Consider the following 22,477-nt stretch of genomic DNA (forward strand, 5'->3'; position numbering starts at 1 on the left):
CGGCCACACAGGAAGACGACAATGACACACGGTTTCGCGACGCGCGCCATCCACGAGGGTCAGGAGTTCGACCCGACGACCGGCGCGATCATCCCGCCCATCTATCAGACCTCGACGTTCGTCCAGGACGGCATCGGCGGCCTGCGCGGCGGTTACGAGTACGGGCGCGCCGCCAACCCGACGCGGACCTCGCTGGAGACGCTGCTGGCGTCCCTCGAGGGTGGCGTGCGGGCGCTCTCCTTCGCCTCCGGGCTCGCCGCCGAGGATGCGCTGCTGCGCGCCGCGCTCCGGCCCGGCGACCACATCGTGCTCGGCAACGACGCGTACGGCGGCACGCACCGGCTGATCGACCGCATCCACAGCGAGTGGGGCATCCGCAACACCACGGTCGACCTGGCCGACCTCGACGCCGTCCGCGCGGCGCTCGGCACCGACGGCACGCGGATGCTGTGGATCGAGACACCGAGCAACCCGCTGATGAAGATCAGCGACATCGCGGCCCTCGTGGAGCTCGGCCACGCGGTCGGCGCGGTGGTCGTGGTCGACAACACGTTCGCCTCGCCGGCGCTGCAGCAGCCGCTGTCGTTCGGCGCGGATGTGGTGGTCCACTCGACCACGAAGTACCTGGGCGGCCACTCGGATGTCATCGGCGGCGCCCTGATCTTCGCCGACGAGGAGCTCGCCGAGAAGGCGCAGTTCCTCCAGTTCGCCGCAGGTGCGGTGTCCTCCCCGATGGATGCCTGGCTCACCACGCGCGGGATCAAGACCCTGCAGGTGCGGGTGCGCCAGCACAGCGCCAACGCGCAGGCCATCGCCGAGGCGCTCGTCGGCGATCCGGCGATCGAGACCGTGTACTACCCGGGGCTGCCGGACCACCCCGGCCACGAGCTCGCCGCACGCCAGATGAGTGGCTTCGGCGGGATGCTGTCGGTCGCGCTGGCCGGCGGTGCTCAGGCGGCGCGCCGGTTCGCGGAGTCGACCAGCGTCTTCCAGCTCGCCGAATCGCTCGGCGGGGTCGAGTCGCTGATCGGCTACCCGTCGGAGATGACGCACGCCTCGGTCCGCGGGACGCCGCTCGAGGTGCCCGACAACATCGTGCGGCTGTCGGTCGGAATCGAGGATGTCGACGATCTGCTGGAGGACGTGCAGCAGGCGCTGCGTCGGTAGTCGGCGCTAGCCTCGGGCGCATGGACCAACGCATCAGCCTCGTGACGCTCGGCGTCGCCGACCTCGACCGCTCCCGCGCTTTCTACGAGGGAGGCCTCGGCTGGCGGCCGGCCGACGCGCCAGAGGGGGTGGTGTTCTACCAGCTGCCCGGAATGGCGTTCGGCCTGTTCGGTCGCGACGACCTGGCGGAGGATGCACGACTGCCGATCGATGGCACGTTCAGCGGCATCACCCTCGCCTGCAACCAGCGCTCGGAGGCGGAGGTCGACCGGGTGCTGGAGCAGGCGGAGGCGGCCGGCGCGCACATCCTGAAACCGGCCGAGCGCGTGTTCTGGGGCGGCTATTCGGGCTACTTCGCCGACCCCGACGGCCACGTCTGGGAGGTCGCGTACAACCCGGGGTGGACGATCGCGGAGGACGGGACCCTCACGGTGGCGTGAGGGCTCGGGTCAGTCGAGGGCGCGATATATACGAGTGCTGCGCTCGAAGAAGCGCGGCGGTTCGGTCGAGGTACGGATGACGCCGTCGCGGTGAAAGGCGCGCAGGTCGGCGAACAGGCCGGGCAGCCGCAGACTGTGCAGCTCCTCCACGGTGATACCCGGCCGCTCGGCGATGAGAGTCAGGAGCCGATCGCGCGCCGCCGGGTCGCTGCGCTCGGTGAGGAGTGACGCATCGAAGGGGATCCGGGCCTTCGTATCCCACATGGCGACTCCTCGTGTCTCGCTCCGACGCGTTGCGACGATTTCTTGCGCCGCAGAGACAGTTATAGGACATGGATCGGCGCGCGGCAAATGGTATACGACTCCTTTCGCCGCTCTCGAATGCCTATGCCGCAACGGATCAGCTTTTGGCCGCCCCAGCCGCACACGGGACATTCACGGCGAAGCAGGTATTGTCCGCTCGTCCGCCTGCACCGATAGTGGAACGGTGAGGACTTTCGGGGTGGAGGAGGAGCTTCTCCTGGTCGACGCGCGGGGTGTGGCGTCGCCGGTGGCTCCGCTCGTGCTCGCGGATGCGCCGCCGGTGGTCGACGGCCCGTCGGTCAGCGCGGAGTTCAATCAGGAGATGATCGAGACGCAGACGCGTCCGCAACTGACGACTCGCGATCTCCTGCTCGACATCGTCGGGGGACGGGAGCTGGCCGACAGCCTGGCGCAACTCCACGGGGCGCGCGCGATCGCGGTCGGGATGTCGCCGACGCGGCTGCGGCCCCACGTCACAGACGACCCGCGGTACGCGAAGATGATCGAGCGCTACGGGCTCACGGCGCGGGGGACTCTGGTCTGCGGGTACCACGTGCACGTCGGCATCGACTCGCGGGATGAGGGGGTCGGGGTCATCGACCGCATCCGCACCTGGCTTCCGACGCTCCTCGCGCTGAGCGCGAACTCGCCGTACTTCGGCGGGGCCGACACCGGTCACGCGAGCTACCGTTTCGCCGCGTGGCACCAATGGCAGAGCGCGGGCCCCACCGACGTCTTCGGCTCGGTGGAAGCGTACGACCGGTTCGAGCGCCTGCTCGTCGACACCGGCGTCATCCTCGACACGGGAATGCTGTACCTCGACGCGCGCGTGTCGCACAAGCAGCCGACGGTCGAGATCCGCGTCGCCGATGTGTGCCTCGATGCTCGCGACGCCGCGGTGATCGCCGCGCTGGTCCGGGCCCTGGTCGATACCGCCGCCGACGAGTGGCGTGCGGGAGTCGAACCCGCGCCCGTCCCCTCCGCCGCGCTGCGCCTCGCCGAATGGCAGGCCGCGCTGACCGGCGTCGCCGGCTCGCTTCCGCATCCCGTCACCTGGCGGGAGGTCTCCGCGGTGGAAGCGGTGGATGCGCTACTCGCGCATACCTGGGCGGCGCTGGAGGCGAACGGCGACCTGGCGCTCGTCCGCAAGGGTCTGGCGCGCATCCATACGACCGGCGGCGGTGCGGGCCGTCAGCGTGCGGCATTCGGCAAGCGCGGGCGGATTCGCGACGTCGTCGCGCTCGCCGTGGCTGCCACGCACGAGCAGTCGGAGGACGACGACCAAGTCGTCGCATGACGCCCGGGCAGCGGTTGTGGCGGACGCCGGTCACGCAGGTTCACGCGCCCTTCCGTGCGTGCTGGATCGCGCCTATTCTGCGGTCATGACGGAGAAGGAGCTCGCCCACCAGCACGCCGTCTACACCTACGGCTCGCTACCGCTGACCCTGATGTACAGCCCGACTGCGACGGCGGCCTGGGAGGTGTACTACGGGGGCGAGTACCTCGGGCTCATCGAGGAGGTGCACAGCACCGGCGAGCTGTGGCCGGCGTTCGTGGCCCGCCTTCCGGGCGAGGAGGAGGCGGGCGACGGCATCCCCGCGTCCGACTGGCGGGTCGCGGTGGAGGTGCTCGCCGGGCAGGCGGGACTCTGACAACCGACCGGAGTCGGCATCCAGCGGCACGCTCAGAAAGCGAACTGCGACCACTCGTCACGGGCGAGCGAGACCTGCTCGCCGCGCGAGTCCACGATCCAGTGATCCGGAGTGCAGCCCAGGTAGGTGCACAACAGTGTCTGACTCGTCCAGCCGTCGGCCGAACGGATCCAGCGCACCAAGTGCACGTCCTGGCCCGCCTTCGGAACGTTCCCGATGGGTGCTTCGAATGTCGTCACGCTGCACTTCCTCCCCTGGTGCGGCCTGTCTACGCACGACCCTAGCGGGGTACACGACCGGGGGACAAGAGGTGCGGCGGATCAGTTGCCGCTGTCGTCCTCCAGCGGATCGTATTCGTCGTGCTCCGGCTCGAAGACGCCGTCCGCGTCGTACGGCCCCGCATCCCCTCCCTCGGCGATGGCGTCGGTGTCGACCGGCTCGCCCGAGGCGGTCTCCGGCCAGTTCTCCTTGGCGTCGCTCATGGTGCGCCCCTTCCGTGGATGCTCTGAGCGCGATGGTAGACGGCTGGTCGGGCGCGGGAAAGGGGCCCGGCTCACTCCCTGCGCTACTCCCCGGGCTCGCGGCCGGTCAGCCGGACCTCCTCCACGTCCAGCCGGCGCTGCACATCCCGCAGCACGATGTCGTCGATCTCGCCCTCGTCGCGCAGGCGGAGGACCTCCTCGCGCTTGCAGTTCAGCAGCGCGAGGCGCAGCTCGGTGTCCTGACGGCTGCGCTCGACGGCGTCCTCGCCCTCCTTCGACTCGTCCTCGGCGTCAAGCAGTTCCAGGTGCTCCTCGAACTCGCCCTGGATGCGTTCGCTGAGCTCGGGGTCGACGCCCAGCCGGCGGGCGAGCTCAGGGAGCTCGTCGAGGGCGGCGCGGGTCGCGCTCGTCTCGGCGAGCCGCAGTTCGTGCCCGACCGACTCGTCGGCCGGGAGCTTCGCCCACCGCACCACGGCGGGCAGGATGAGGCCCTGGACCACGAGCGTCACGACGATGACGCCCGTGGTGACGAAGACGATGAAGTCCCGCTCAGGGAAGGGTTGACCGGAACCGATGGTGGCGGGCACCGCCAGGGCGGCGGCCAGCGAGACGGCGCCGCGGAAACCGGACAGGCTGCTGACCACGCGCCAGCGGCTGCTCATCCGCCGCGCCTTCTGCTGGGGGCGGCGGTCGAGGAGGCGGATCAGGAAGACCGATCCGAACTGGAAGGCGAACCGCACCGCCACGATCGCGAGGGTCACGGCGACGATGGCGGCCAGTCCCATCCCGAGGTCGCGGAGCGCCAGCTCACTCGTCGAACGCGGCAGCTCGATGCCGACGAGGACGAACAGGCTCGCATTCAGGAGGAACGTGGAGAACGACCAGAAAGCGTCGGATTGCCGCCGTCCCTCTGCCACGCCGATCCGCGGGCCGACCTGGCTGATGATGAGGCCCGCCACCACCACGGCGAGCACCCCTGACGCGTGGATGAGCTCCGCCAGCAGGTAGGCGACGAAGGGCGTCAGCAGCATCGCGATGTTCTGCGTGATGGCGTCGCGCAGCCGCTTGCGCGCCTGGATCGCCAGCCAGGCGATGAGTGCGCCGACCGCCGCAGCGCCGAGGTAGGCGATCAGGAAGGTGACGGTCACCCCTCCGAAGCTCACATCCGCGTCGCCGACGGTGAAGCCGACCGCCAGCGACCAGAGGACGAGGGCCGTGCCGTCGTTCACCAGGCTCTCGGCGCGCAGGATCGTCACGTTGCGCCGCGGCAGGGCGCGGGTGAAGGACGTCATCGCGGTGGCATCGGTCGGAGCGATCGCGGCACCGAGCACCCAGGCCGGACCCCACGGGAGTCCGAGCGCGTGAGCGAGCACGGCGACCACGGCGGCAGTGAGCACGACGAGCAGCGTGCTCATCAGGATGATGCCGCGCAGGTTCGACTTGATCTCCCGCAGCGAGGTGGTGAGGCTCTCCCAGTAGAGGATCGCGGGAAGGAACAGGAACAGCACCACCTCCGGCGCGAGCTCGACCTTCCCGAAGAGCGGGATCAGGCCGATCAGGATGCCGATGCCGACCAGGAGCAGCGGCTGGGCGATCCCGGTCTTGCGGGCGATGACCTTCGTCAGCAGCGTGGTGACGCCGATCACGACCACGAGTTCGAGTCCGAGCACTGGACCTCCTTCTGACACATCCTCCCGCGGTGGCGGGTGGGCCGTAACCCTCAGGGGGCGGATGTGCAGGGCATAGGGATCCCGCGGGAAAGGCATGCGGGGCGCATAGACACGGAAAAGGTCACGAAGAGGTAACGACGCGAGGGTGTCGGCATGACGCACGAACCCTCCCACCCACCGGCGCCGCCTCTGGCGCTCGACGTCGTCGTGCCCGTCTACAACGAGCAGGCGACCCTCGACCCGTCCATCCGTCGGCTCCACGACTACCTCTCCGGCGCGCTCCGCTACAGCTGGCGCATCACGATCGCGGACAACGCGAGCACGGACGCGACGCCCGCGCTCGCCGACGCGCTCGCGACGGAGCTGCCGAACGTCGCCGCCGTGCACCTGCCGTTGAAAGGGCGCGGGCGCGCCCTCAAGCAGGTGTGGGGCGAGTCGCCTGCCGAGGTGCTCGTCTACCTCGACGAAGACCTCTCCACCGACCTCGCCGCGCTTCCCCCGCTGGTCGCGCCGCTGCTCTCCGGCCACTCGGACCTGGCGATCGGCACCCGGCTCGGCCGCAGCTCCCGCGTGGCCCGCGGAGGCAAGCGCGAGTTCATCTCTCGCAGCTACAACCTGCTGCTGCGGCGGACGATGTCGGTCGGTTTCAGCGACGCCCAGTGCGGGTTCAAGGCGATCAGGCGGGATGTCGCCCAGCGCCTCCTCCCGCTGGTGGAGGACGATGGCTGGTTCTTCGACACCGAGCTGCTGATCCTCGCCGAGCGTGCCGGACTGCGCATCCACGAGATCCCGGTCGATTGGGTCGACGACCCCGACAGCTCGGTGGACATCGTGCGCACCGCCACCGACGACATGAAGGGGATACTGCGGGTCGGCACCAACCTGGCCCGGGGGCGCATCCCGCTCGAAGCCGTCTACGCGGAGCTCGGGCGGCGGCCGTTCGCGCCGCCGACGCCTCCGGGCTTCTTCGGGCAGGTGCTCCGATTCGGCGTGATCGGGGTGCTCTCCACAGCTGCGTACGCCCTGCTCTACCTCCTCCTCCAGGGGGTGCTGACCGCGCAGGTCGCCAACCTGGCATCGCTTCTCATCACGGCGGTGGCCAACACCGGGGCGAATCGGCGCTTCACCTTCGGCGTGAACGGGCCCGGGATGGTGAGGCACCAGTTCCAGGGCCTCGTCGTCTTCGGTATCGCCTGGGCGCTCACCAGCGGGTCGCTCGCCGTCCTCCATGCCGCCGCTCCGCAGGCCTCCGCCCAGGTGCAACTGCTCGTGCTCACGGCCGCCAATCTCGCGGCCACCCTGATCCGGTTCGTGCTGCTGCGGCTGTGGGTGTTCCGCAGACCGCCGCGATCGGCCGCGGCCGGGCATCCGACGGACGGCCCATCCGCTCCGCTCGGTTCGTCCGAACCCAGCCCTTTGTCCCTGACCTCCACCGAAAGCGAGTGATCGCCATGTCCACCACCGTGACTCCCTCAGCCCCTCCGACCGCCGCCAACACGGGTGCGCCTCCCGGCCGCCTGCGTTCCGGGCTCCGCCAGCTCGTCCGTGGGCGGGAGGGCGCCGCCGCCTGGGAGCGACCCGCGCTGCTCGGCCTGCTGGCCGTGACAGCGCTCCTCTACCTCTGGGACCTCGCGGCCAGCGGCTACGCCAACTCCTTCTACTCCGCCGCCGTGCAGGCGGGCAGCGTGAACTGGGAGGCGTTCTTCTACGGTTCCAGCGACGCGGCCAACTCCATCACCGTCGACAAACCGCCCGCGAGCCTCTGGATCATGGCGCTCTCGGTTCGGCTGTTCGGGTTGAGCTCCTGGAGCATCCTCGTGCCGGAGGCGCTCATGGGCGTCGCGACCGTCGCGCTGGTGTACGCGACGGTCCGTCGTCACTTCCCCGCGCGGACCGCCCTGCTCGCGGGCGGTGTGCTCGCGATCACCCCGGTGGCGGCGCTGATGTTCCGGTTCGACAATCCGGATGCACTGCTCGTCCTCCTGCTGACGCTCGCCACCTACCTGACCCTTCGGGGCATCGAGAGCGGCCGCATCCGCTGGGTCGTCTGGGCCGGGGTGGCGGTCGGCTTCGGCTTCCTCACCAAGCAGCTGCAGGCCTTCCTCATCCTGCCCGTGCTCGCCGGGGTGTACCTGGCGGCGGCGCCGCTGTCGTGGCGGAAGCGCTTCGGCCACCTCTTCGCAGCACTCGGCGCGGTGATCGTCTCGGCCGGCTGGTGGGTGGCGATCGTGGAGATCGTGCCTTCGTCGATGCGCCCGTACATCGGCGGATCGCAGACCAACAGCTTCCTCGAGCTGACCTTCGGCTACAACGGGCTCGGCCGGCTGACCGGCAACGAGACCGGCTCGGTGACCGGCGGAGGCGGCGCCAAGGCGGGCGGTGGGATGTGGGGCTCGACCGGCATCCTGCGCATGTTCGAGAACGAGGTCGGCGGCCAGATCTCGTGGCTGCTGCCCGCAGCCCTCGTGCTGTTCGCATTGGCGCTCGTGCTCGGCCGGCGACGGCCGCGGACGGACGGCCGGCGCGCCACGCTGCTGCTCTTCGGCGGCTGGCTGGTCGTCACCGCCCTCGCGTTCAGCTTCATGGCGGGCATCTTCCACGCGTACTACACGGTCGCTCTGGCTCCGGCCCTGGCCGGGACGGTCGCGATCGGTGCCGCGGCTGCGTGGGGCGCGCGTCGGCTCCTTGCGGTCCGCATCCTCTCCGCCGCCACCGTGCTCGGGACGGGCGTGTGGGCTTGGGTGCTCCTGGATCGGGCTGCCGACTGGCTCCCGTGGCTGAAGGTCGTCGTCCTGGTGGCGTCGGTCATCGCCGCGGCGCTGCTGCTGCTCCCGCCGCGCCGGGTGCTGGCGGCGGTCACTATCGGGGCCACCCTCGTCTCGGCACTCCTCGGGCCGCTGGCGTACACCGTGCAGACGGTGACCACCGCGCACACCGGCTCGATCGTGACCGCCGGGCCCACCGTCGCGGGGGCTATGCGCGGGCCCGGAGGCGGACGCGGCTTCGGCGGCGGGGCGCCGGGCGGGGCGAACGCGCCCGGAGGGACGGGTGCGGCAGGCGGCACGCCGCCGAACGGTGCGCCGGGTGCGGGTACGGCGCCCGGCGGGACAGCGACGGGAGGGACGGCGACAGGCGGGACGGGCGCTGCCGCGGGTGGCGGGATGGGCTCGCTGCTCGGGGCCGGGGCCGTGGGCTCGAAGCTGGCGGCGCTGCTCGCGACGGACGCGTCGGACTACACCTGGGTGGCCGCAGCCGTCGGATCGAACTCCGCCGCCGGTTACCAGCTGGCGACGCAGCAGGCCGTCATGCCGATCGGCGGTTTCAACGGGTCCGACCCGTCGCCCACGCTGGCGCAGTTCAAGGAGTACGTGACCGACGGCCGCATCCACTACTTCATCGCGGGAGGCGTCGGCGGTCAGGCGAATGGCGGCAGCAGCGCGTCGAGTGCGATCGCGACCTGGGTGGCGGACACGTTCACCGCGCAGACGGTAGACGGGGTGACGGTCTACGACCTGACGCAGTGACCGCTGGCACCGCCGCGCCAATGTCGGGGGTCCGCGCCATCATGGGGACATGACGGAACGCGGGCCCTCGACCACGCGCGCCCCCGGTCCGGAGCCCGAGCTGCCCGATCCGCGGGTGCCACAGGCGCCGCACGGGCGCCTCGGGGTCGCGGGTGGGGCGGCGCTGTACATCGCGGCGGTGCTCGGCACCGGCATCCTGGTGCTGCCCGCCCTCGCCGCCGCGGCGGCAGGGCCTGGCGCGATCATCGCGGTCGCGGCGCTGGCGCTCATCTCCATCCCTCTGGCGGCCACCTTCGCCGCCCTCGCCCGGCGGCATCCCGATGCAGGAGGCGTTGCCACCTTCGCTCGCCGGGCCTTCGGGCCGGACGCCGCGCGCATCATCGGCTACTGGTTCTTCTTCGGCACCCCGATCGGCGCTCCGATCGCCGCCCTGATGACGGCGCGCTACGTCGTCGCCGTGATCGGCGGCGACGCGGTGAGCACCACCCTCATCGCGGTCGGGCTGATGGTGATCCCGATCGTGGTCACGGCGTTCGGCGTCCGGTTCGCCGCGTCGGTCCAGCTCGTCCTCTCCGGTGCGCTGATCGCCGTGCTCGTGTTCGTCCTTGCGGCGGCCGCACCGCACGCGCAACCGGCGAACCTGCAGCCTTTGCTCCCGCACGGGTGGGGCGGCGTCGGCCTCGCGATGAGCCTCTACATCTGGGCGTTCGCCGGGTGGGAGGCCGTGGCCGGGATCGGCGGCGAGTTCCGCAACCCGCGCCGCGACATCCCGCGAGCCACCGTGCTCGCCCTGGTGATCGTGTCGGTGGCCTACCTCGCCATCCAGACCGTCACCGTCGCCGTGCTCGGCGACGGCGCCGCGTCGAGCGCGGTCCCGCTGCTCGACCTCGTCGAGGTCGCGACGGGCTCCGGCGGCGGTGTGGTGGTCGCGGTCATCGCCGCGATCGTCGTGACCGGGGTCTTCAACGCCTATCTCGCCGCGTTCAGCAAGCTCGGAGCGGCGATGGGACGCGACGGCGACCTGCCCGCCTGGTTCGGCCGCGGTGTGGAGAACGGGGCCGTCGCCCGGCGGGGGCTGCTGCTCTCCGCGGTCGTCATGGCGCTTTACTCGGTCGTCGTGCTCGCGAGCGGCGACCTGCCGCCGTTCATCCTCGTGCACACCAGCATCGCGGCCGCCGTCTACGGCTTGGGGGTCGCTTCGGCACTCCGTCTGCTGCCCGTCCGCTCAGCAGGATGGTGGATGGCGCTGATCTCCTGTGTGCTGGCGGCGGGGCTTCTGGTGCTGGCGGGATGGCACCTGGTGTTCCCGGCGGGCGTCGCTCTCATCGCCCTCGTGGTCGGTGTCATCGCGCGGCGCAGGCGGTCACTGAACGGCACTAGCTAATACCTGTATAAATTATGCATTTCTGATTCCGGCCCATAGCGTTGCCTGTGTCGGGGAGCCCTCTCCCCGGGACCGGAGAATGAGTATGCGCATCATCGCGCTAGTAGCAGCAGCCACGACTGTGGTGGTCCTCGGAGTGGGCGCCGACATGGCGCGGGCTCCAGAAGCGTCCGCCGTCGAATGCGTTCAGAGCGTGACGACGTGGCAGGCGTACAACAAGTGCGCCGGAGTCCCGGCCAGGCACTGGGATGCCATCAAGAACTCCGCCTCGAAGTACGGCAACTGGGCGTCAGCGGGCCAATGGTCGAAGCAGTCCTCCTGCTGGGCCAATGTGGTCTCGTTCGGGTACTCGCTGAAGGCCTGACACATGAGGGTGCGGAAAAGGGCCGGCGTAGCGGTGCTTCTCGTTATCTCAGCCGGACTGGCCGGTTGCTCGACGCTGGACGAGAAAGCACCGGCGACATCATTGATTCCGCTTGAGGGCCCATGGGCTGCTCAGTTCCAAACGGCCTTTGCGAAATCCAGGAGCAGCTACGAGAAAGGCGTGCTTCGTGATGGCGTCGTGACGCCGGCGGAGTACGAGCAGACGAAGAACCGTCTTCGTTCCTGCCTCGACGATTCCGGATACAGCATCGCGTGGGACGAGCGCGGCGGTTTCGAACTGGGATCGAAGACCGGGTCGTACCCCGACGACTTCTTCGAACGATCGGACCCCGTGCTGCAGCAGTGCGAGTCCGAGTGGACCGGGTCGATCCTGTACTTGTTCGAGCAGGTGAGGCGCAATCCGGACAAGAAGGACGAAGCCGGCATCCAAGTGGCCTGTCTCGCCTCCGCCGGATTGGTCGACGCCTCCTACAGCAAGCAACGCTGGGCCCGAGACAACGAGAAGGATGACTTTCCGTTCGATGCGGCATCGAAGGAAGCGATCCGGTGCTCGACCGATCCGCTTGGTCTCTGGTTCACCGAGTGAGGCCGCGCTTGTTTCGTCCGTCTGTCGTGGGTCTCTCGACGATCATCGCCGGAAGTCTGGCGGCGGCGGTCGTCACCCTCGCGTTGCCGGCGCAGGCGCCCGCGACGCTCGCATCGGCCCATCCAGCGGACAAAGCGATCGTGACCGAACGACCGTTCGACGATCGGCGTCAGGTGCAACTGAACATCGTCACCGGAGCGCCTCGCCTGATCACGTCGCCGCGAGACGGGAGGCTCACCGCGCTGGACTGCAGGGCCGGAGACGCCCTTAAATCCGGAACGGCGCCGATCGCCGTGGACGGCAGGCGGTTGATCGCCCTCTCGACCGATGCTCCGTTGTGGCGAACGATCGTTCTGGACGACACGGGAAACGACGTGGCAGGGCTGCAGGCTGAGTTGGGGCGTCTCGGGCATCCCGGGGCGGTGGACGGTGTGATGGGCGTGTCGACGCTCCGAGCCCTGGCGGCACTGAGGAGCGCGCTGGACCTTCCTGCGGACCCATCGCCGACGGTCGATCCCAGGGATTTCTTGTGGATCCCCGATCCGGAGGTGCGGATCAGCGGATGCGACGCCGCGGTCGGCGCCCCCGTCGCGGACGGGGACGTCCTCCTTCGCCTTCCTGTCCGAATCGTCTCCGCGCAAATCTCCGCTGTACCCCGCGCCGCGGTGCCCGGACCGCGCATGGTGCGGTCGGGGAACGCTATGGTCCCCGTGGATGAGAGAGGAGCGGTGGCGGGTGACGACGCGTTGAGCACGATTGCTGCACTTCCCGAGTTCGCGGCGGCGGTCGGTTCGGGAAGGGATGATCCCTCACTCCCCATGAGTTGGGAGCTCGCGACTCCTGTCTCGACGCTGGTGGTTCCGCCCGCCTCGCTGTGGGACGTCCGAGAGGGGACGGCGTGTATTCAGCCCGTCACAGGCAAGCCGCGGCTCGTAAGGCTGCTCGGGTCGGACCTGGGGCAATCGTTCGTGGCCACCGGGGGTGATGCACCGATCCGAGCCGTGCGGATACGGCCGCCGACCGGGCGCTCATGCCGGTGACCCTCGTCGGCGTCAGCCACGCGTTCGAGGCTCAACTCTTCGCTCCGATCGACCACGCATTCGTTCCGGGAAGCATCACAGGGATCGTCGGCCCGAGCGGATGCGGCAAGTCGACCCTTCTCGCGATCATCGCCGGAATGGTGACCCCCACCTTGGGACGCGTCGATCGGGAACGAGAGCGGTGCGCCTGGGTCTTCCAGAACCCGCATGGTGTCGCACGGCGTTCGGCGCTCGATCACGTCAGCCTTCCGTTCCTGGCACGCGGTCATCAGCGGAAGGAGGCCGATGCGGAGGCCCGACTGCTCCTCGAGACCTTCAGCCTCGGGGCCCGTGCCGCTGTTCCCTTCGCCGCCCTCAGCGGAGGCGAGGCCCAGCGACTGATGCTCGCCCGCGCCGCTGCAACCAGGCCAGATCTCCTTCTCATCGACGAGCCCACGGCTCAGCTCGATCGGGACTCCGCAGCCCAGGTGAACACAGTGATCGGCCGTCTCGCTGGGCGCGGCGCAGCGGTGGTGGTCGCGACACATGATGCGGGAACCCAGGAGTCATGCGACCGCCTCCTGGACCTCGGCATTAGGCGGCAGGTGTGATGCAGGCACGGGAAGCGATACGCGAAGCTCTCCGCGATGTCGGCTCCGGAGCCGGCTGGACGACCACCTTCGCCCTCCTCTTCGCCACGCTGGTGGGTGGACTTGCACTTGGGGCGGATCTTTCTGTCATGAGAGCGATCACTGAGGCGCGGGCCTACGTGGCCGCCGGATCGGCCACGTTCGTCATGAAGGCCGACGATCGGATCGACGGTCGAGCGTGCGAGGCACTGGGGTCTCAAGAGAATGTGGTTGCGGCTGGGGCCCTGCGTGAGACCGGCGAACCCCTCTACGCCGCCACGCTTCCGCAGACGCCTGTCTCGTCGTTCGCGGTGAGCCCGGGATTCATCGATGTGGTTTCCACGGGCGAAGGCGCCAGGCGCAGCGGGGTGAGCCTGTCCGATGACGCCGCTGCGACTCTCGGCCTGCGCGTCGGAGACCGGCTGACGACGAGCCGCGGCGAAGCGGCCGTGGCCTCTCTCTTTCGCTACCCTGACGACGGCCGGGACTCCCTGCTCGCCTTCTCGGTCTTGGAGGTGGTGCCCTCAGCGGATGACACCTTCGACGCCTGCTGGGTGACGATCTGGCCTCAAGATGAAAGCGCGGTCGCTACGATCGGCCGATCCGTGCTTCCTGCAGACGGCGGCGAAGAGAGGCCCGCGCTGTCACAACTGAATCAGACCAAAGGCAATCGGTCATCGACGGACGTTCCCTTCGACCACTCGGCGGCGACCCCTCCGGCGGCCGCGATCGGCTTCATCCTCGGTACCGCCCAGGTGCTCAGGCGTCGGCTATCGATCGCCTCCGACCGCCACGCGGGCGTCGGTCGCTTCGCCCAGGTGATCACGCAGATCGTACAAACGGCGATCTGGGCGATCGTCGGCATCATGGCCTCTCTTGCGGCGTCGCTCGCCATCCTCACGTTGGAGGACGAGGACCGCCTGCCCCTGCTGGCTCGCGCCCTTCTCCTGGTGGTCGGGGCAGCCCTCTGCAGTGTCTGCGCCGCCGCTGCCGCGACGTGTTCCATCCGGGAGCGGGCCTTGTTCAGGTACTTCAAAGGACGGTGAGGGCGCACCCCGGTACCGCGCCCCATCCGATCCCGCATAATGGGGGCAGTCGCGGCGCCGGGGCCGCGACGGCGCGGCCGGACGGCCGCGATGCAGAGAGGGGGCGCAGTGACCGAGCATGCGCGCGCCGCCAGCATGCGCGACGTCGCGGCGCTTGCGGGCGTCTCGCACCAGACCGTCTCCCGTGTGATCAACGGGCACGCCAACATCCGGGAATCCACGGGGCAGCGGGTGCGCGACGCGATGGCGCAACTTCACTACCGCCCCAACCGCGCCGCCCGCGCCCTGGTGACGGCCCGCTCGCGAACGATCGGCGTGCTCTCCACCTCGGCCGCCGCCCTCTACGGTCCGGTGTCCAGCATCAACGCGATCCAGGACGCCGGACGTGCGGCCGGTTACTACGTCGCGGTGTCGCAGCTGGCCGACCTGAGCGGCGACTCGATCGCGGCCGGCCTCGACCACCTGCTCGCCCAGTCCGTCGAGGGCATCGTGGTGATCGCACCGCAGGAGGTGGTGATCGAGCAGCTCGAGACCGCCGCCCTCGACGTCCCCTACGTGACCCTGCAGGGCGGGCCGTCGACCGTTCAACGCGAGCTGACCGTGGACCAGGTGGCGGGCGCGCGGGCCGCCGTCCGTCACCTCGTCTCGCTCGGTCACCGCCGGATCGCCCACATCTCAGGACCGCTCGAGTGGTTCGAGGCCCAGGCCCGCGTCCACGGCTACCGCGCCGAGCTGGCCGCAGCGGGGCTCGAGCCCGAGTCCGCCGCGGAGGGGGATTGGACGGCCGAGTCCGGCTATCGCATCGGTCTGCGGGTGCTCCGCGATCCGGGTGTGACGGCCGTCTTCACCTCCAACGACCAGATGGCGCTCGGGCTGTACCACGCGGCGCACGAGCTCGGCAGGAGCATCCCCGGGGACGTCAGCGTCGTCGGCTTCGACGACATCCCGGAGGCCGCCCATTTCTGGCCGCCGCTCACGACGGTCCTGCAGGATTTCACCGACCTCGGGCGGCGCAGTGTCGAGAGCCTGGTCTCCGAGATCGAGGGCGGCTTGGAGCCGAAGGCTGTCAGCCTGCTGCCGGATCTCATCGTGCGCGCCTCCACCGCCCCGCGCGCCTGAGACGCCCCTGCTGACGTCGGTGGCGCGGCCTAGGCTGTTCCCCATGAGCTCGCGCGACCTGGATTCGGTATCCGCGGACTCCGCATCCCAGGACCTCGTGCCGCCGGGCGGCGTGCTGAGCCCGCGGTACCGCTGGACGAGCATAGGGATGTGCCTCCTGATCATGCTCGCCGCGTTCGAGGCGCTGGCGGTGACGACGATCATGCCGACGGTCAGCCGCGAGCTCGACGGCGCCGCGCTCTACGCGTTCGCCTTCGCCGGCCCTCTCGCGGTCAGCGTGGTCGGGATGGTGTCGGCGGGCGCCTGGGCCGACAGGGGGAGTCCGCGAGCCGCCCTGATCGCCTCGGTCGTCCTGTTCGCCGCGGGGCTCCTCATCGCCGGGACGGCCCCGACGATGGGCGTGTTCGTCGCCGGGCGCCTCGTGCACGGTCTCGGCGGCGGAGCGCTGACGGTGGTGCTGTACGTGATCGTCGCCCGCGTCTACCCGCCGGTGCTGCATCCACGGATCTTCGCGGGCTTCGCCGCGGCGTGGGTGATCCCGTCGCTGATCGGGCCCTTCATCGCCGGCATTCTGAGCGAGACGGTCGGCTGGCGGTGGGTGTTCCTCGGCGTGGTCGCACTGGTGGCCCTCGCGATGCTGATGGTGGTCCCAGTCATGCGCGGCGTGCTACCGCGCGGGGACGGCGGTCCGTTCCGGATCGGCCGGCTGCTCTGGGCGGTGCTGCTGGCGTGCGCCGTGCTGGCGCTGACGTTGGCGGCGGAGGCCACCGGTCCGGTGCAGTGGATCGTGCCAGTCCTCGCCGCGGCGGTGGCCGTCTTCGCCATCCGGCCGCTGATCCCGCGCGGAACGCTGCTCGCCCGCCGGGGGCTGCCCAGCGTCATCCTGATGCGCGCCGTCGTCGCGGGCACGTTCTTCGCCTCCGAGGTCTACGTCCCGCTGATCATGGTCACCCAGTACGGACTGTCGGCGGCTATCGCCGGGCTCGCGCTGACCGCAGCCGGGCTGACGTGGTCGGGCGCGTCATGGGTGCAGGGCCGGTTCCCGGGGATCCGCAATGGGATGGCCGCGCGGCTCGGCGCACTCGGTCTGACGATCGCGCTCGCCTCCCTCATCGCCACGGCGGTGTGGCATCTGAACCCGGCGGTCGTTGTGGTCGGCTGGGCGTTCGCCGGGGCCGGTATGGGCATCCTGTACCCGCGGCTCGGTGTGCTCACCCTCGAGTACTCGAACCCTGACGATCAGGGCTTCAACAGTTCGGCGCTGTCCATCGCCGACGCCACCGGATCCGCGGTGGCTCTGGCCGCGACGGCGATCGTGTTCGCGGCCCTGCGCGGGCTTCCCGGGGGCTGGCCGTTCGCCGGGGCGTTCGCCGTCGCGGCGGTGCTGTGCCTTGCGGCCTGGGTCATCGGTCCGCGGCTGCGGCGTCGCTGAGGGCCGGGCGCGGGTTGCGCGTGGGCGTCTGAATCGACGACTGCCGGATCAGCGCGCCAGCCGCTGCACCGCGGCGTCCGCCTCCTCGACGATGGCCCGCATCCCGTCCTCCGCGGCGGTCGCGTCGCCCCGGCGGACGGCGCCGGCGACCTCCTCGTGCAGCCGGATCGCCTCCGGGTTGGCGTTGTGGGGCATGAGGGCGTGGGCTGTCCGTCCGTTGAGCGCCTCCGCCACCGCGCTGTTGAGCGCCGCGAAGATGGGGTTGCCGGATGCCTCCAGCAGGATCCGGTGAAAGTCGCGGTCGTGCGCCAGGTACTCGTCCCGGTCGGCGGAGCGCTGCGTCGCCGACATCCCGACGATCGCCGCCGTGAGGGCGCCGCACTGGTCGGGAGTCGCCCGCGAACTCGCCAACCGTGCGGCGACGGGTTCGACGGCGAGCCGCAGCTCGCTGAGGTCGCCCAGCGCGTCGAGACGGTCCGGCCCCGCCAAACGCCAGCCCAGGATGCGCGGGTCGAGTGCCTGCCACTGGCCGGCGGGCATGACCACCGTGCCGCGACGGCGGCGGGCCTGAACGAGGCCCAGCGACTCGAGCACGCGGATGCACTCGCGCAGGACGGTGCGGGAGATGCCCAGTCCCTCGGGCGTCAGGACCGTTCCGACCGGGATGTCGCCGGAGACGATGCGGGCGCCCAGCGACGCGATGGCCTGCTCGTGCAGGGAGCCGGGCGCTGGCTGGGTCACACCTCATTATCGACGGCGGGACACGTCGGGTCAAAGCGGCTCGCCGTCGCGATACGTCAGCTAATACGTTCATTGATTAGACACAAATCAGATTTATTCCTAGAGTGTTCGTGCCCTACCCGCATCACGACCGAGGACGTTCATGACTACATCGATGCTCACGCTGCTGACCGCAGCGGCCCCCACACCCACACCCCAGCCGACGGCCCCCGAGGGGCAGCTCATCATCGCCGCGATCGCCGGTATCGCCGTGATCGTGGTGCTCATCACCTGGCTCAAGCTGCACCCCTTCCTTTCGCTCCTGCTCGGCTCCCTGGTCGCCGGCATCGCGGGCGGGATGGCGGCGGATGCGGCTGTCGCCAGCTTCATCACCGGCTTCGGCAACACGATGGGCAGCGTCGGCGTACTCATCGGCCTCGGCGCGATGTACGGCAAGCTGCTCGCCGACTCGGGCGGTGCCGACCGCATCGTCGACACGCTCGTGTCGCGGACCAGCGCACGGCTGCTGCCGTGGACGATGGGCGCGGTCGGAGCGATCATCGGCCTGCCGATGTTCTTCGAAGTCGGCCTCGTGCTCCTCATGCCGGTCATCATCCTGGTGACCCGCCGCTCCGGGCTCCCGCTGATGCGGATCGCGCTTCCAACCATCGCCGGCCTGTCCGCCATGCACGGCCTCGTGCCGCCGCATCCCGGGCCGCTTGTCGCGATCGGCGCCCTCGGCGCCAACCTCGGGCTGACGCTCGCCTTCGGCGTGATCGTCGCCATCCCGACCATCGCCATCGCCGGCCCGCTCTTCAGCCGCGTGGCGGCGAGGTGGGTGCCGGTCGGCGTCCCCGCGCTGTTCGTCCCCGAGGAGGGCGAGACCCGCCGGCGCCCGAGCTTCGCGGCGGCGCTGGTCAGCATCCTGCTGCCGGTCGTGCTCATGCTGGGCAAGGCCGTCGCGGACATCGCCTCGCCGACCGCCTCGCCCGTGTGGAAGGTCGTGCTCGACTTCCTCGGCACGCCGGTCATCGCGCTGACCGTCGCCGTCCTCGCCGGTCTGCTGCTGCTCGGAGTCGGCGGCGGGATGGACCGCAAGGCGATCTCGACCAGCCTCGGCGCGTCGCTTCCGCCCATCGCCGGGATCATCTTCATCGTCGGCGCCGGCGGCGGGTTCAAGCAGGTCCTCGTCGACACCGGCATCGGGCAGGTCATCGCGGGCTGGGCGACGGGCGCCAGTGGCATCGTCGTGCTGCTGCTCGCGTGGACGGTCGCGGCGCTCATCCGTGTCGCCACCGGGTCGGCAACGGTGGCGACCGTCACCGCCGCCGGCATCCTGCTGCCGCTCACCGAGCACCTGTCGACGCCGATGGTCTCCCTCATGGTGCTCGCGATCGGCGCGGGTTCGGTGTTCTTCTCGCACGTGAACGACGCCGGGTTCTGGCTGGTGAAGGAGTACCTGGGCTTGAGCATCCCGCAGACGCTGAAGAGCTGGACCGTGCTGGAATGCCTGATCTCGCTCGTCGGACTGGCCGGTGTTCTGCTGCTGAGCCTGTTCGTGGGCGGCCTGGGGTGAGCGCCCGCGCGGTCGTCGTGATGGGGGTGGCGGGGTGCGGTAAGTCGACCGTCGCCGAGCTGCTCGCGGAGCGCCTGGACTGGGAGCTGCTGGAGGGCGACGCCCTCCACCCGGCGGCGAACGTCGAGCGCATGGGGGCGGGCATCCCGCTCACCGACGACGACCGCGCGCCGTGGCTCACCGCCGTGGCCGCCTGGATGGACGAGCGCCTGCAGGCCGGCCGCTCGGTCGTCATCGCCTGCTCCGCCCTAGCGCGGCGCTACCGCGACGTGCTTCGTCGCGACGAGGTGATGTTCCTGCACCTGACCGGCTCACCGGACCTGCTGGCCGAGCGCCTGGCGTCGCGCGAGCACCACTTCATGAAGTCGGGGATGCTGCAGTCGCAGCTCGACATCCTGGAGCCGCCCGGCCCTGACGAGCACCACCTCACCCTTGACATCGCCGAAGCGCCCGCAGCCCTAGCCGCCCGCGCCGCCGACGCCCTCTGACCCCGCCCCCCTTCACACGCCAACAGCTCCTGAGTTTTTTCCCGCGACACGCGGCGCGTCGGCGGAAGAACTCAGGAGCTGTTGGCTTGGGGGCGGGGCGGCGGGTGCGCCGGGTTAGGGGCGCGCGGCGGCGTACTGGGTGCGGATGACGGAGCGGGTGTCGACCGGGAGGGCGGCCGAAGTCTCGACGTTCCACGACGGGCGCGAGCCTGTCAACGCCCAGGCGGCCTGCACGGCGCCGCCGTCGGCGACGTACTCGCCCGGCACCGGCACCTCGACCGGCGCATCGAAGACCTGCGCGGCCACCTGCGCCACGGCCGGGTTCTGCGCCGCACCGCCGATGAGCAGGATGCGCCGCTCACGGACGCCGACGGAGCGCACCGCATCCAACCCGTCAGCGAGCCCGCACAGCATCCCCTCGATCGCCGCGCGCGCGAGGTTGGCCGGGGTCGTCGAGGCGAGGGTAAGGCCGTGAATGGCGGCCTTCGCGTCGGGGAGGTTCGGCGTCCGCTCGCCCTCGAAGTAGGGGATGAGCACCACGCCGCCCGACCCCGGCTCGGCGGAGAGCGCCAGGGCGGAGAGTCCGTCGTGGTCGACCGAGAGCAGTCCGGCGATGGAGCCGAGCACCCGGGCCGCGTTGAGGGTGGCGATCAGGGGGAGGGACACGCCTGACGCGTCGGCGAAGCCGGCGACGGTTCCGGTGGCGTCCGCGATGGGCGCATCCGTGACCGCGAAGACGGTCCCCGAGGTGCCGATCGAGACGACCACATCGCCTTCCGCGGCGCCGAGCCCGAGGGCGGCTCCCGCGTTGTCGCCGGCGCCGGGGCCGACCAGGACGCCGGACGGCGTGCGTCCCGCCGCTTCGGAGGGACCGAGGACGCGCGGCAGCACAACCGAACCGTCAGCAGGCGTACCGGCCTCCCTTCCCGGACGGCCGAGGGCGCGCTCGAACAGGTCGAAGTCGTACGCGCCGGTCGCCGCGCCCCAGTAGGCCGTGCCGCTGGCGTCGGAGCGGTCGGTGGTCAGCGCCTCGAGGTCGGGCCCGAGCTCGCTCTCACCGACCGGCCCGTGCCCGCGCAGGCGCCAGGTGAGCCAGTCGTGAGGGAGCGCGACGGCCGCGACGCGCGCGGCGTTCTCCGGCTCGGCGTCACGCAGCCAGCGCAGCTTGGTCGCGGTGAAGGAGGCAACCGGGACCACGCCGACGCGGGCCGCATACTCGTCCGCTCCCACCTCGTCGATCAGGTCGCGGGCGGCCTGCGCCGAGCGGGTGTCGTTCCAGAGCAGGGCGTCGCGGATGACGCGGCCCTCCGCATCCAGCACCACCATCCCGTGCTGCTGGCCGGCGACCGAGATCGCCGCGACGTCGTCGAGCCCTCCGGCCGCCTCCAGGGCCTCCTGCAGCGCGGACCACCAGGCGGCGGGGTCGACCTCGGTGCCGTCGGGATGCACGGCGCGCCCCGAGCGCACGAGCGCCCCCGTCTCGAGGTCGCGGACGACCACCTTGCAGCTCTGGGTCGAGGAGTCGACGCCGGCGACCAGTGTCACGCGGGTGTCCTTTCAAGAATCGAGGTGCTCGCAGGTGCCGCCGACACGCCGGTCGGGGGAGCACCTACGAGCACCTCGCGGAAATGGGAGAGGGGATGCGGGTCAGCGTGCTCCGAGCAGGTGCTCCAGGGCGAGCTGCTGCAGGCGGACGAAGCCGAAGCCCTTGCCGCCGAAGTACGCGCTGGCGTCGAAGTCCTCGAAGGCGCTGCGATCGGCGAGCAGGTCGTCGTACGACTCGCCCTCACCCAGCGTCGGACGCGTCAGCTCGATGACGCGCGAGGCCTCGAGCTGCTCCTGCACCTCGGGGTCGGCGCGGAACGCCTGCGCCCGCTCCTTCAGCAGCAGGTACGTGCGCATGTTGGCCGCGGCCGACTCCCACACGCCGGTGATGTCCTCGGTGCGCGACGGCTTGTAGTCGAAGTGGCGCGGGCCGTCGTAGGCCGGGCCTCCGTCGGGGCCGCCGTTCTCGAGCAGGTCGACGAGAGCGAACGCGTTCTGCAGGTCGCCGTGACCGAAGACGAGGTCCTGGTCGTACTTGATGCCGCGCTGCCCGTTGAGGTCGATGTGGTAGAGCTTGCCGTGGTACAGCGCCTGGGCGATGCCGGCGGCGAAGTTCAGCCCGGCCATCTGCTCGTGGCCGACCTCAGGGTTGAGGCCGACAAGCTCGGGGCGCTCCAGCGACTCGATGAAGGCGAGCGCGTGTCCGAGCGTCGGGAGCAGGATGTCGCCGCGTGGCTCGTTGGGCTTCGGCTCGATGGCGAAGCGGATGTCGTAGCCCTTGTCGGTGACGTAGTCGCCGAGCAGGTTGACGGCCTCGCGGTAGCGCTCCAGCGCCGAGCGGATGTCCTTGGCGGCGTCGTACTCTGCGCCCTCGCGGCCGCCCCACATGACGAACGTCTTGGCGCCGAGCTCGGCGGCCAGGTCGATGTTGCGGAGCACCTTGCGCAGCGCGAAGCGACGCACGGCGCGGTCGTTGGAGGTGAAGCCGCCGTCCTTGAAGACCGGGGCGCTGAACAGGTTGGTGGTGACCATCGGCACGATGATGCCGGTGTCGGCGAGGGCCTGCTTGAGGCGGTCGATCTGCTTCTGGCGCTCAGCATCGGTGGAGCCGAAGGCGAACAGGTCGTCGTCGTGGAACGTGAGGCCGTAGGCGCCGAGCTCGTTCAGCTTGGTGACCGCCTCGACCACGTCGAGCTGGGGACGGGTGGGGCCGCCGAACGGGTCGGTGCCGTTGTAGCCGATGGTCCACAGACCGAACGAGAACTTGTCGGCGCGGGTGGGGGTGAGGCTCATGGTGTTTCCTTCAGCGTC

Annotated in this window: 23 protein-coding genes; 16 read left to right on the top strand and 7 right to left on the bottom strand. The window is 70.4% G+C overall.

Annotation, left to right across the window (positions count from 1 at the left end; translation table 11 throughout):
- Nucleotides 1-21: 21 nt before the first annotated feature.
- The gene (locus tag AB7E03_RS16995) at nt 22-1,167 is read left to right on the top strand and encodes a cystathionine gamma-synthase (RefSeq protein ID WP_489942504.1); all 1,146 of its coding nucleotides are present in this window, start codon (nt 22-24) and stop codon (nt 1,165-1,167) included.
- Nucleotides 1,168-1,187: 20 nt separating this feature from the next.
- A complete protein-coding gene (locus tag AB7E03_RS17000) occupies nt 1,188-1,607 on the top strand; it encodes a VOC family protein (RefSeq protein WP_489942505.1) in 420 nt (139 codons plus the stop codon).
- Nucleotides 1,608-1,616: 9 nt separating this feature from the next.
- Here AB7E03_RS17000 and AB7E03_RS17005 read toward each other — a convergent pair whose 3' ends face one another.
- The gene (locus AB7E03_RS17005; protein WP_489942506.1) at nt 1,617-1,871 is read right to left on the bottom strand and encodes a hypothetical protein; all 255 of its coding nucleotides are present in this window, start codon (nt 1,869-1,871) and stop codon (nt 1,617-1,619) included.
- A gap of 223 nt (nt 1,872-2,094) precedes the next feature.
- Here AB7E03_RS17005 and AB7E03_RS17010 point away from each other — a divergent pair, with 223 nt between their 5' ends.
- Together AB7E03_RS17010 and AB7E03_RS17015 are read left to right on the top strand one after the other, a co-directional pair.
- Nucleotides 2,095-3,207 (top strand): glutamate--cysteine ligase, encoded by a 1,113-nt coding sequence (locus AB7E03_RS17010; protein ID WP_489942507.1) that lies wholly within the window; start codon nt 2,095-2,097, stop codon nt 3,205-3,207.
- A gap of 85 nt (nt 3,208-3,292) precedes the next feature.
- A complete protein-coding gene (locus AB7E03_RS17015) occupies nt 3,293-3,562 on the top strand; it encodes a hypothetical protein (RefSeq protein WP_441783656.1) in 270 nt (89 codons plus the stop codon).
- 32 nt (nt 3,563-3,594) lie between these two features.
- Here the strand turns inward: AB7E03_RS17015 and AB7E03_RS17020 are convergent, their stop codons facing one another.
- The 3 genes from AB7E03_RS17020 to AB7E03_RS17030 all read right to left on the bottom strand — a co-directional run bounded on the left by AB7E03_RS17020 (nt 3,595) and on the right by AB7E03_RS17030 (nt 5,714).
- Complete coding sequence (locus AB7E03_RS17020; RefSeq protein ID WP_441783657.1) at nt 3,595-3,801, bottom strand: hypothetical protein; 207 nt, start codon at nt 3,799-3,801, stop codon at nt 3,595-3,597.
- Nucleotides 3,802-3,882: 81 nt separating this feature from the next.
- Nucleotides 3,883-4,044, bottom strand: coding sequence for a hypothetical protein (locus AB7E03_RS17025; RefSeq protein ID WP_489942508.1), 162 nt, complete (start codon nt 4,042-4,044; stop codon nt 3,883-3,885).
- An 83-nt stretch (nt 4,045-4,127) separates the two neighbouring features.
- The gene (locus tag AB7E03_RS17030; protein ID WP_489942509.1) at nt 4,128-5,714 is read right to left on the bottom strand and encodes a Na+/H+ antiporter; all 1,587 of its coding nucleotides are present in this window, start codon (nt 5,712-5,714) and stop codon (nt 4,128-4,130) included.
- A 153-nt stretch (nt 5,715-5,867) separates the two neighbouring features.
- On the opposite strand from AB7E03_RS17030, the gene AB7E03_RS17035 reads away from it, so the two are divergent.
- The 10 genes from AB7E03_RS17035 to AB7E03_RS17080 all read left to right on the top strand — a co-directional run bounded on the left by AB7E03_RS17035 (nt 5,868) and on the right by AB7E03_RS17080 (nt 16,837).
- Nucleotides 5,868-7,160 carry a bifunctional glycosyltransferase family 2/GtrA family protein gene (locus AB7E03_RS17035; protein WP_489942510.1) on the top strand — a complete coding sequence of 431 codons (1,293 nt, stop codon included), beginning with the start codon at nt 5,868-5,870 and terminating at the stop codon, nt 7,158-7,160.
- Nucleotides 7,161-7,165: 5 nt separating this feature from the next.
- A complete protein-coding gene (locus AB7E03_RS17040; RefSeq protein WP_489942511.1) occupies nt 7,166-9,238 on the top strand; it encodes an ArnT family glycosyltransferase in 2,073 nt (690 codons plus the stop codon).
- 49 nt (nt 9,239-9,287) lie between these two features.
- A complete protein-coding gene (locus tag AB7E03_RS17045; RefSeq protein WP_489942512.1) occupies nt 9,288-10,622 on the top strand; it encodes an APC family permease in 1,335 nt (444 codons plus the stop codon).
- A gap of 85 nt (nt 10,623-10,707) precedes the next feature.
- The gene (locus tag AB7E03_RS17050; RefSeq protein WP_489942513.1) at nt 10,708-10,986 is read left to right on the top strand and encodes a hypothetical protein; all 279 of its coding nucleotides are present in this window, start codon (nt 10,708-10,710) and stop codon (nt 10,984-10,986) included.
- Nucleotides 10,987-10,989: 3 nt separating this feature from the next.
- Nucleotides 10,990-11,592 (top strand): hypothetical protein, encoded by a 603-nt coding sequence (locus AB7E03_RS17055; protein ID WP_489942514.1) that lies wholly within the window; start codon nt 10,990-10,992, stop codon nt 11,590-11,592.
- Nucleotides 11,553-12,632 carry a hypothetical protein gene (locus AB7E03_RS17060; protein WP_489942515.1) on the top strand — a complete coding sequence of 360 codons (1,080 nt, stop codon included), beginning with the start codon at nt 11,553-11,555 and terminating at the stop codon, nt 12,630-12,632. Before AB7E03_RS17055 ends, AB7E03_RS17060 begins: the two co-directional genes overlap by 40 nt.
- On the top strand, nt 12,623-13,222 hold the full coding sequence (locus AB7E03_RS17065; RefSeq protein WP_489942516.1) for an ATP-binding cassette domain-containing protein: 600 nt from the start codon (nt 12,623-12,625) through the stop codon (nt 13,220-13,222). Before AB7E03_RS17060 ends, AB7E03_RS17065 begins: the two co-directional genes overlap by 10 nt.
- Before the next feature lie 128 nt (nt 13,223-13,350).
- The gene (locus AB7E03_RS17070) at nt 13,351-14,286 is read left to right on the top strand and encodes a hypothetical protein (RefSeq protein WP_489942517.1); all 936 of its coding nucleotides are present in this window, start codon (nt 13,351-13,353) and stop codon (nt 14,284-14,286) included.
- Nucleotides 14,287-14,394: 108 nt separating this feature from the next.
- Nucleotides 14,395-15,405, top strand: coding sequence for a LacI family DNA-binding transcriptional regulator (locus AB7E03_RS17075; RefSeq protein WP_489942518.1), 1,011 nt, complete (start codon nt 14,395-14,397; stop codon nt 15,403-15,405).
- 43 nt (nt 15,406-15,448) lie between these two features.
- The gene (locus tag AB7E03_RS17080; protein WP_489942519.1) at nt 15,449-16,837 is read left to right on the top strand and encodes an MFS transporter; all 1,389 of its coding nucleotides are present in this window, start codon (nt 15,449-15,451) and stop codon (nt 16,835-16,837) included.
- 48 nt (nt 16,838-16,885) lie between these two features.
- Here the strand turns inward: AB7E03_RS17080 and AB7E03_RS17085 are convergent, their stop codons facing one another.
- Nucleotides 16,886-17,578, bottom strand: coding sequence for a FadR/GntR family transcriptional regulator (locus AB7E03_RS17085; protein ID WP_489942520.1), 693 nt, complete (start codon nt 17,576-17,578; stop codon nt 16,886-16,888).
- A 142-nt stretch (nt 17,579-17,720) separates the two neighbouring features.
- Between AB7E03_RS17085 and AB7E03_RS17090 the strand changes: the two genes are divergently transcribed.
- Together AB7E03_RS17090 and AB7E03_RS17095 are read left to right on the top strand one after the other, a co-directional pair.
- Entirely contained in the window at nt 17,721-19,133 is a 1,413-nt protein-coding gene (locus AB7E03_RS17090) for a GntP family permease (protein WP_489942521.1), read from the top strand.
- Nucleotides 19,130-19,621: a gluconokinase gene (locus tag AB7E03_RS17095; RefSeq protein ID WP_489942522.1), complete on the top strand. Its 492-nt coding sequence runs from the start codon at nt 19,130-19,132 to the stop codon at nt 19,619-19,621. The genes AB7E03_RS17090 and AB7E03_RS17095 overlap by 4 nt, the downstream gene beginning before the upstream one ends.
- A gap of 114 nt (nt 19,622-19,735) precedes the next feature.
- Here AB7E03_RS17095 and xylB read toward each other — a convergent pair whose 3' ends face one another.
- Both xylB and xylA read right to left on the bottom strand, forming a co-directional pair.
- Entirely contained in the window at nt 19,736-21,166 is a 1,431-nt protein-coding gene (gene xylB / locus AB7E03_RS17100; protein WP_489942523.1) for a xylulokinase, read from the bottom strand.
- Between the two features lie 102 nt (nt 21,167-21,268).
- Nucleotides 21,269-22,459 carry a xylose isomerase gene (gene xylA, locus AB7E03_RS17105; protein ID WP_489942524.1) on the bottom strand — a complete coding sequence of 397 codons (1,191 nt, stop codon included), beginning with the start codon at nt 22,457-22,459 and terminating at the stop codon, nt 21,269-21,271.
- Nucleotides 22,460-22,477: the final 18 nt, after the last annotated feature.

Source organism: Leifsonia sp. RCC_180, from assembly GCF_058138205.1.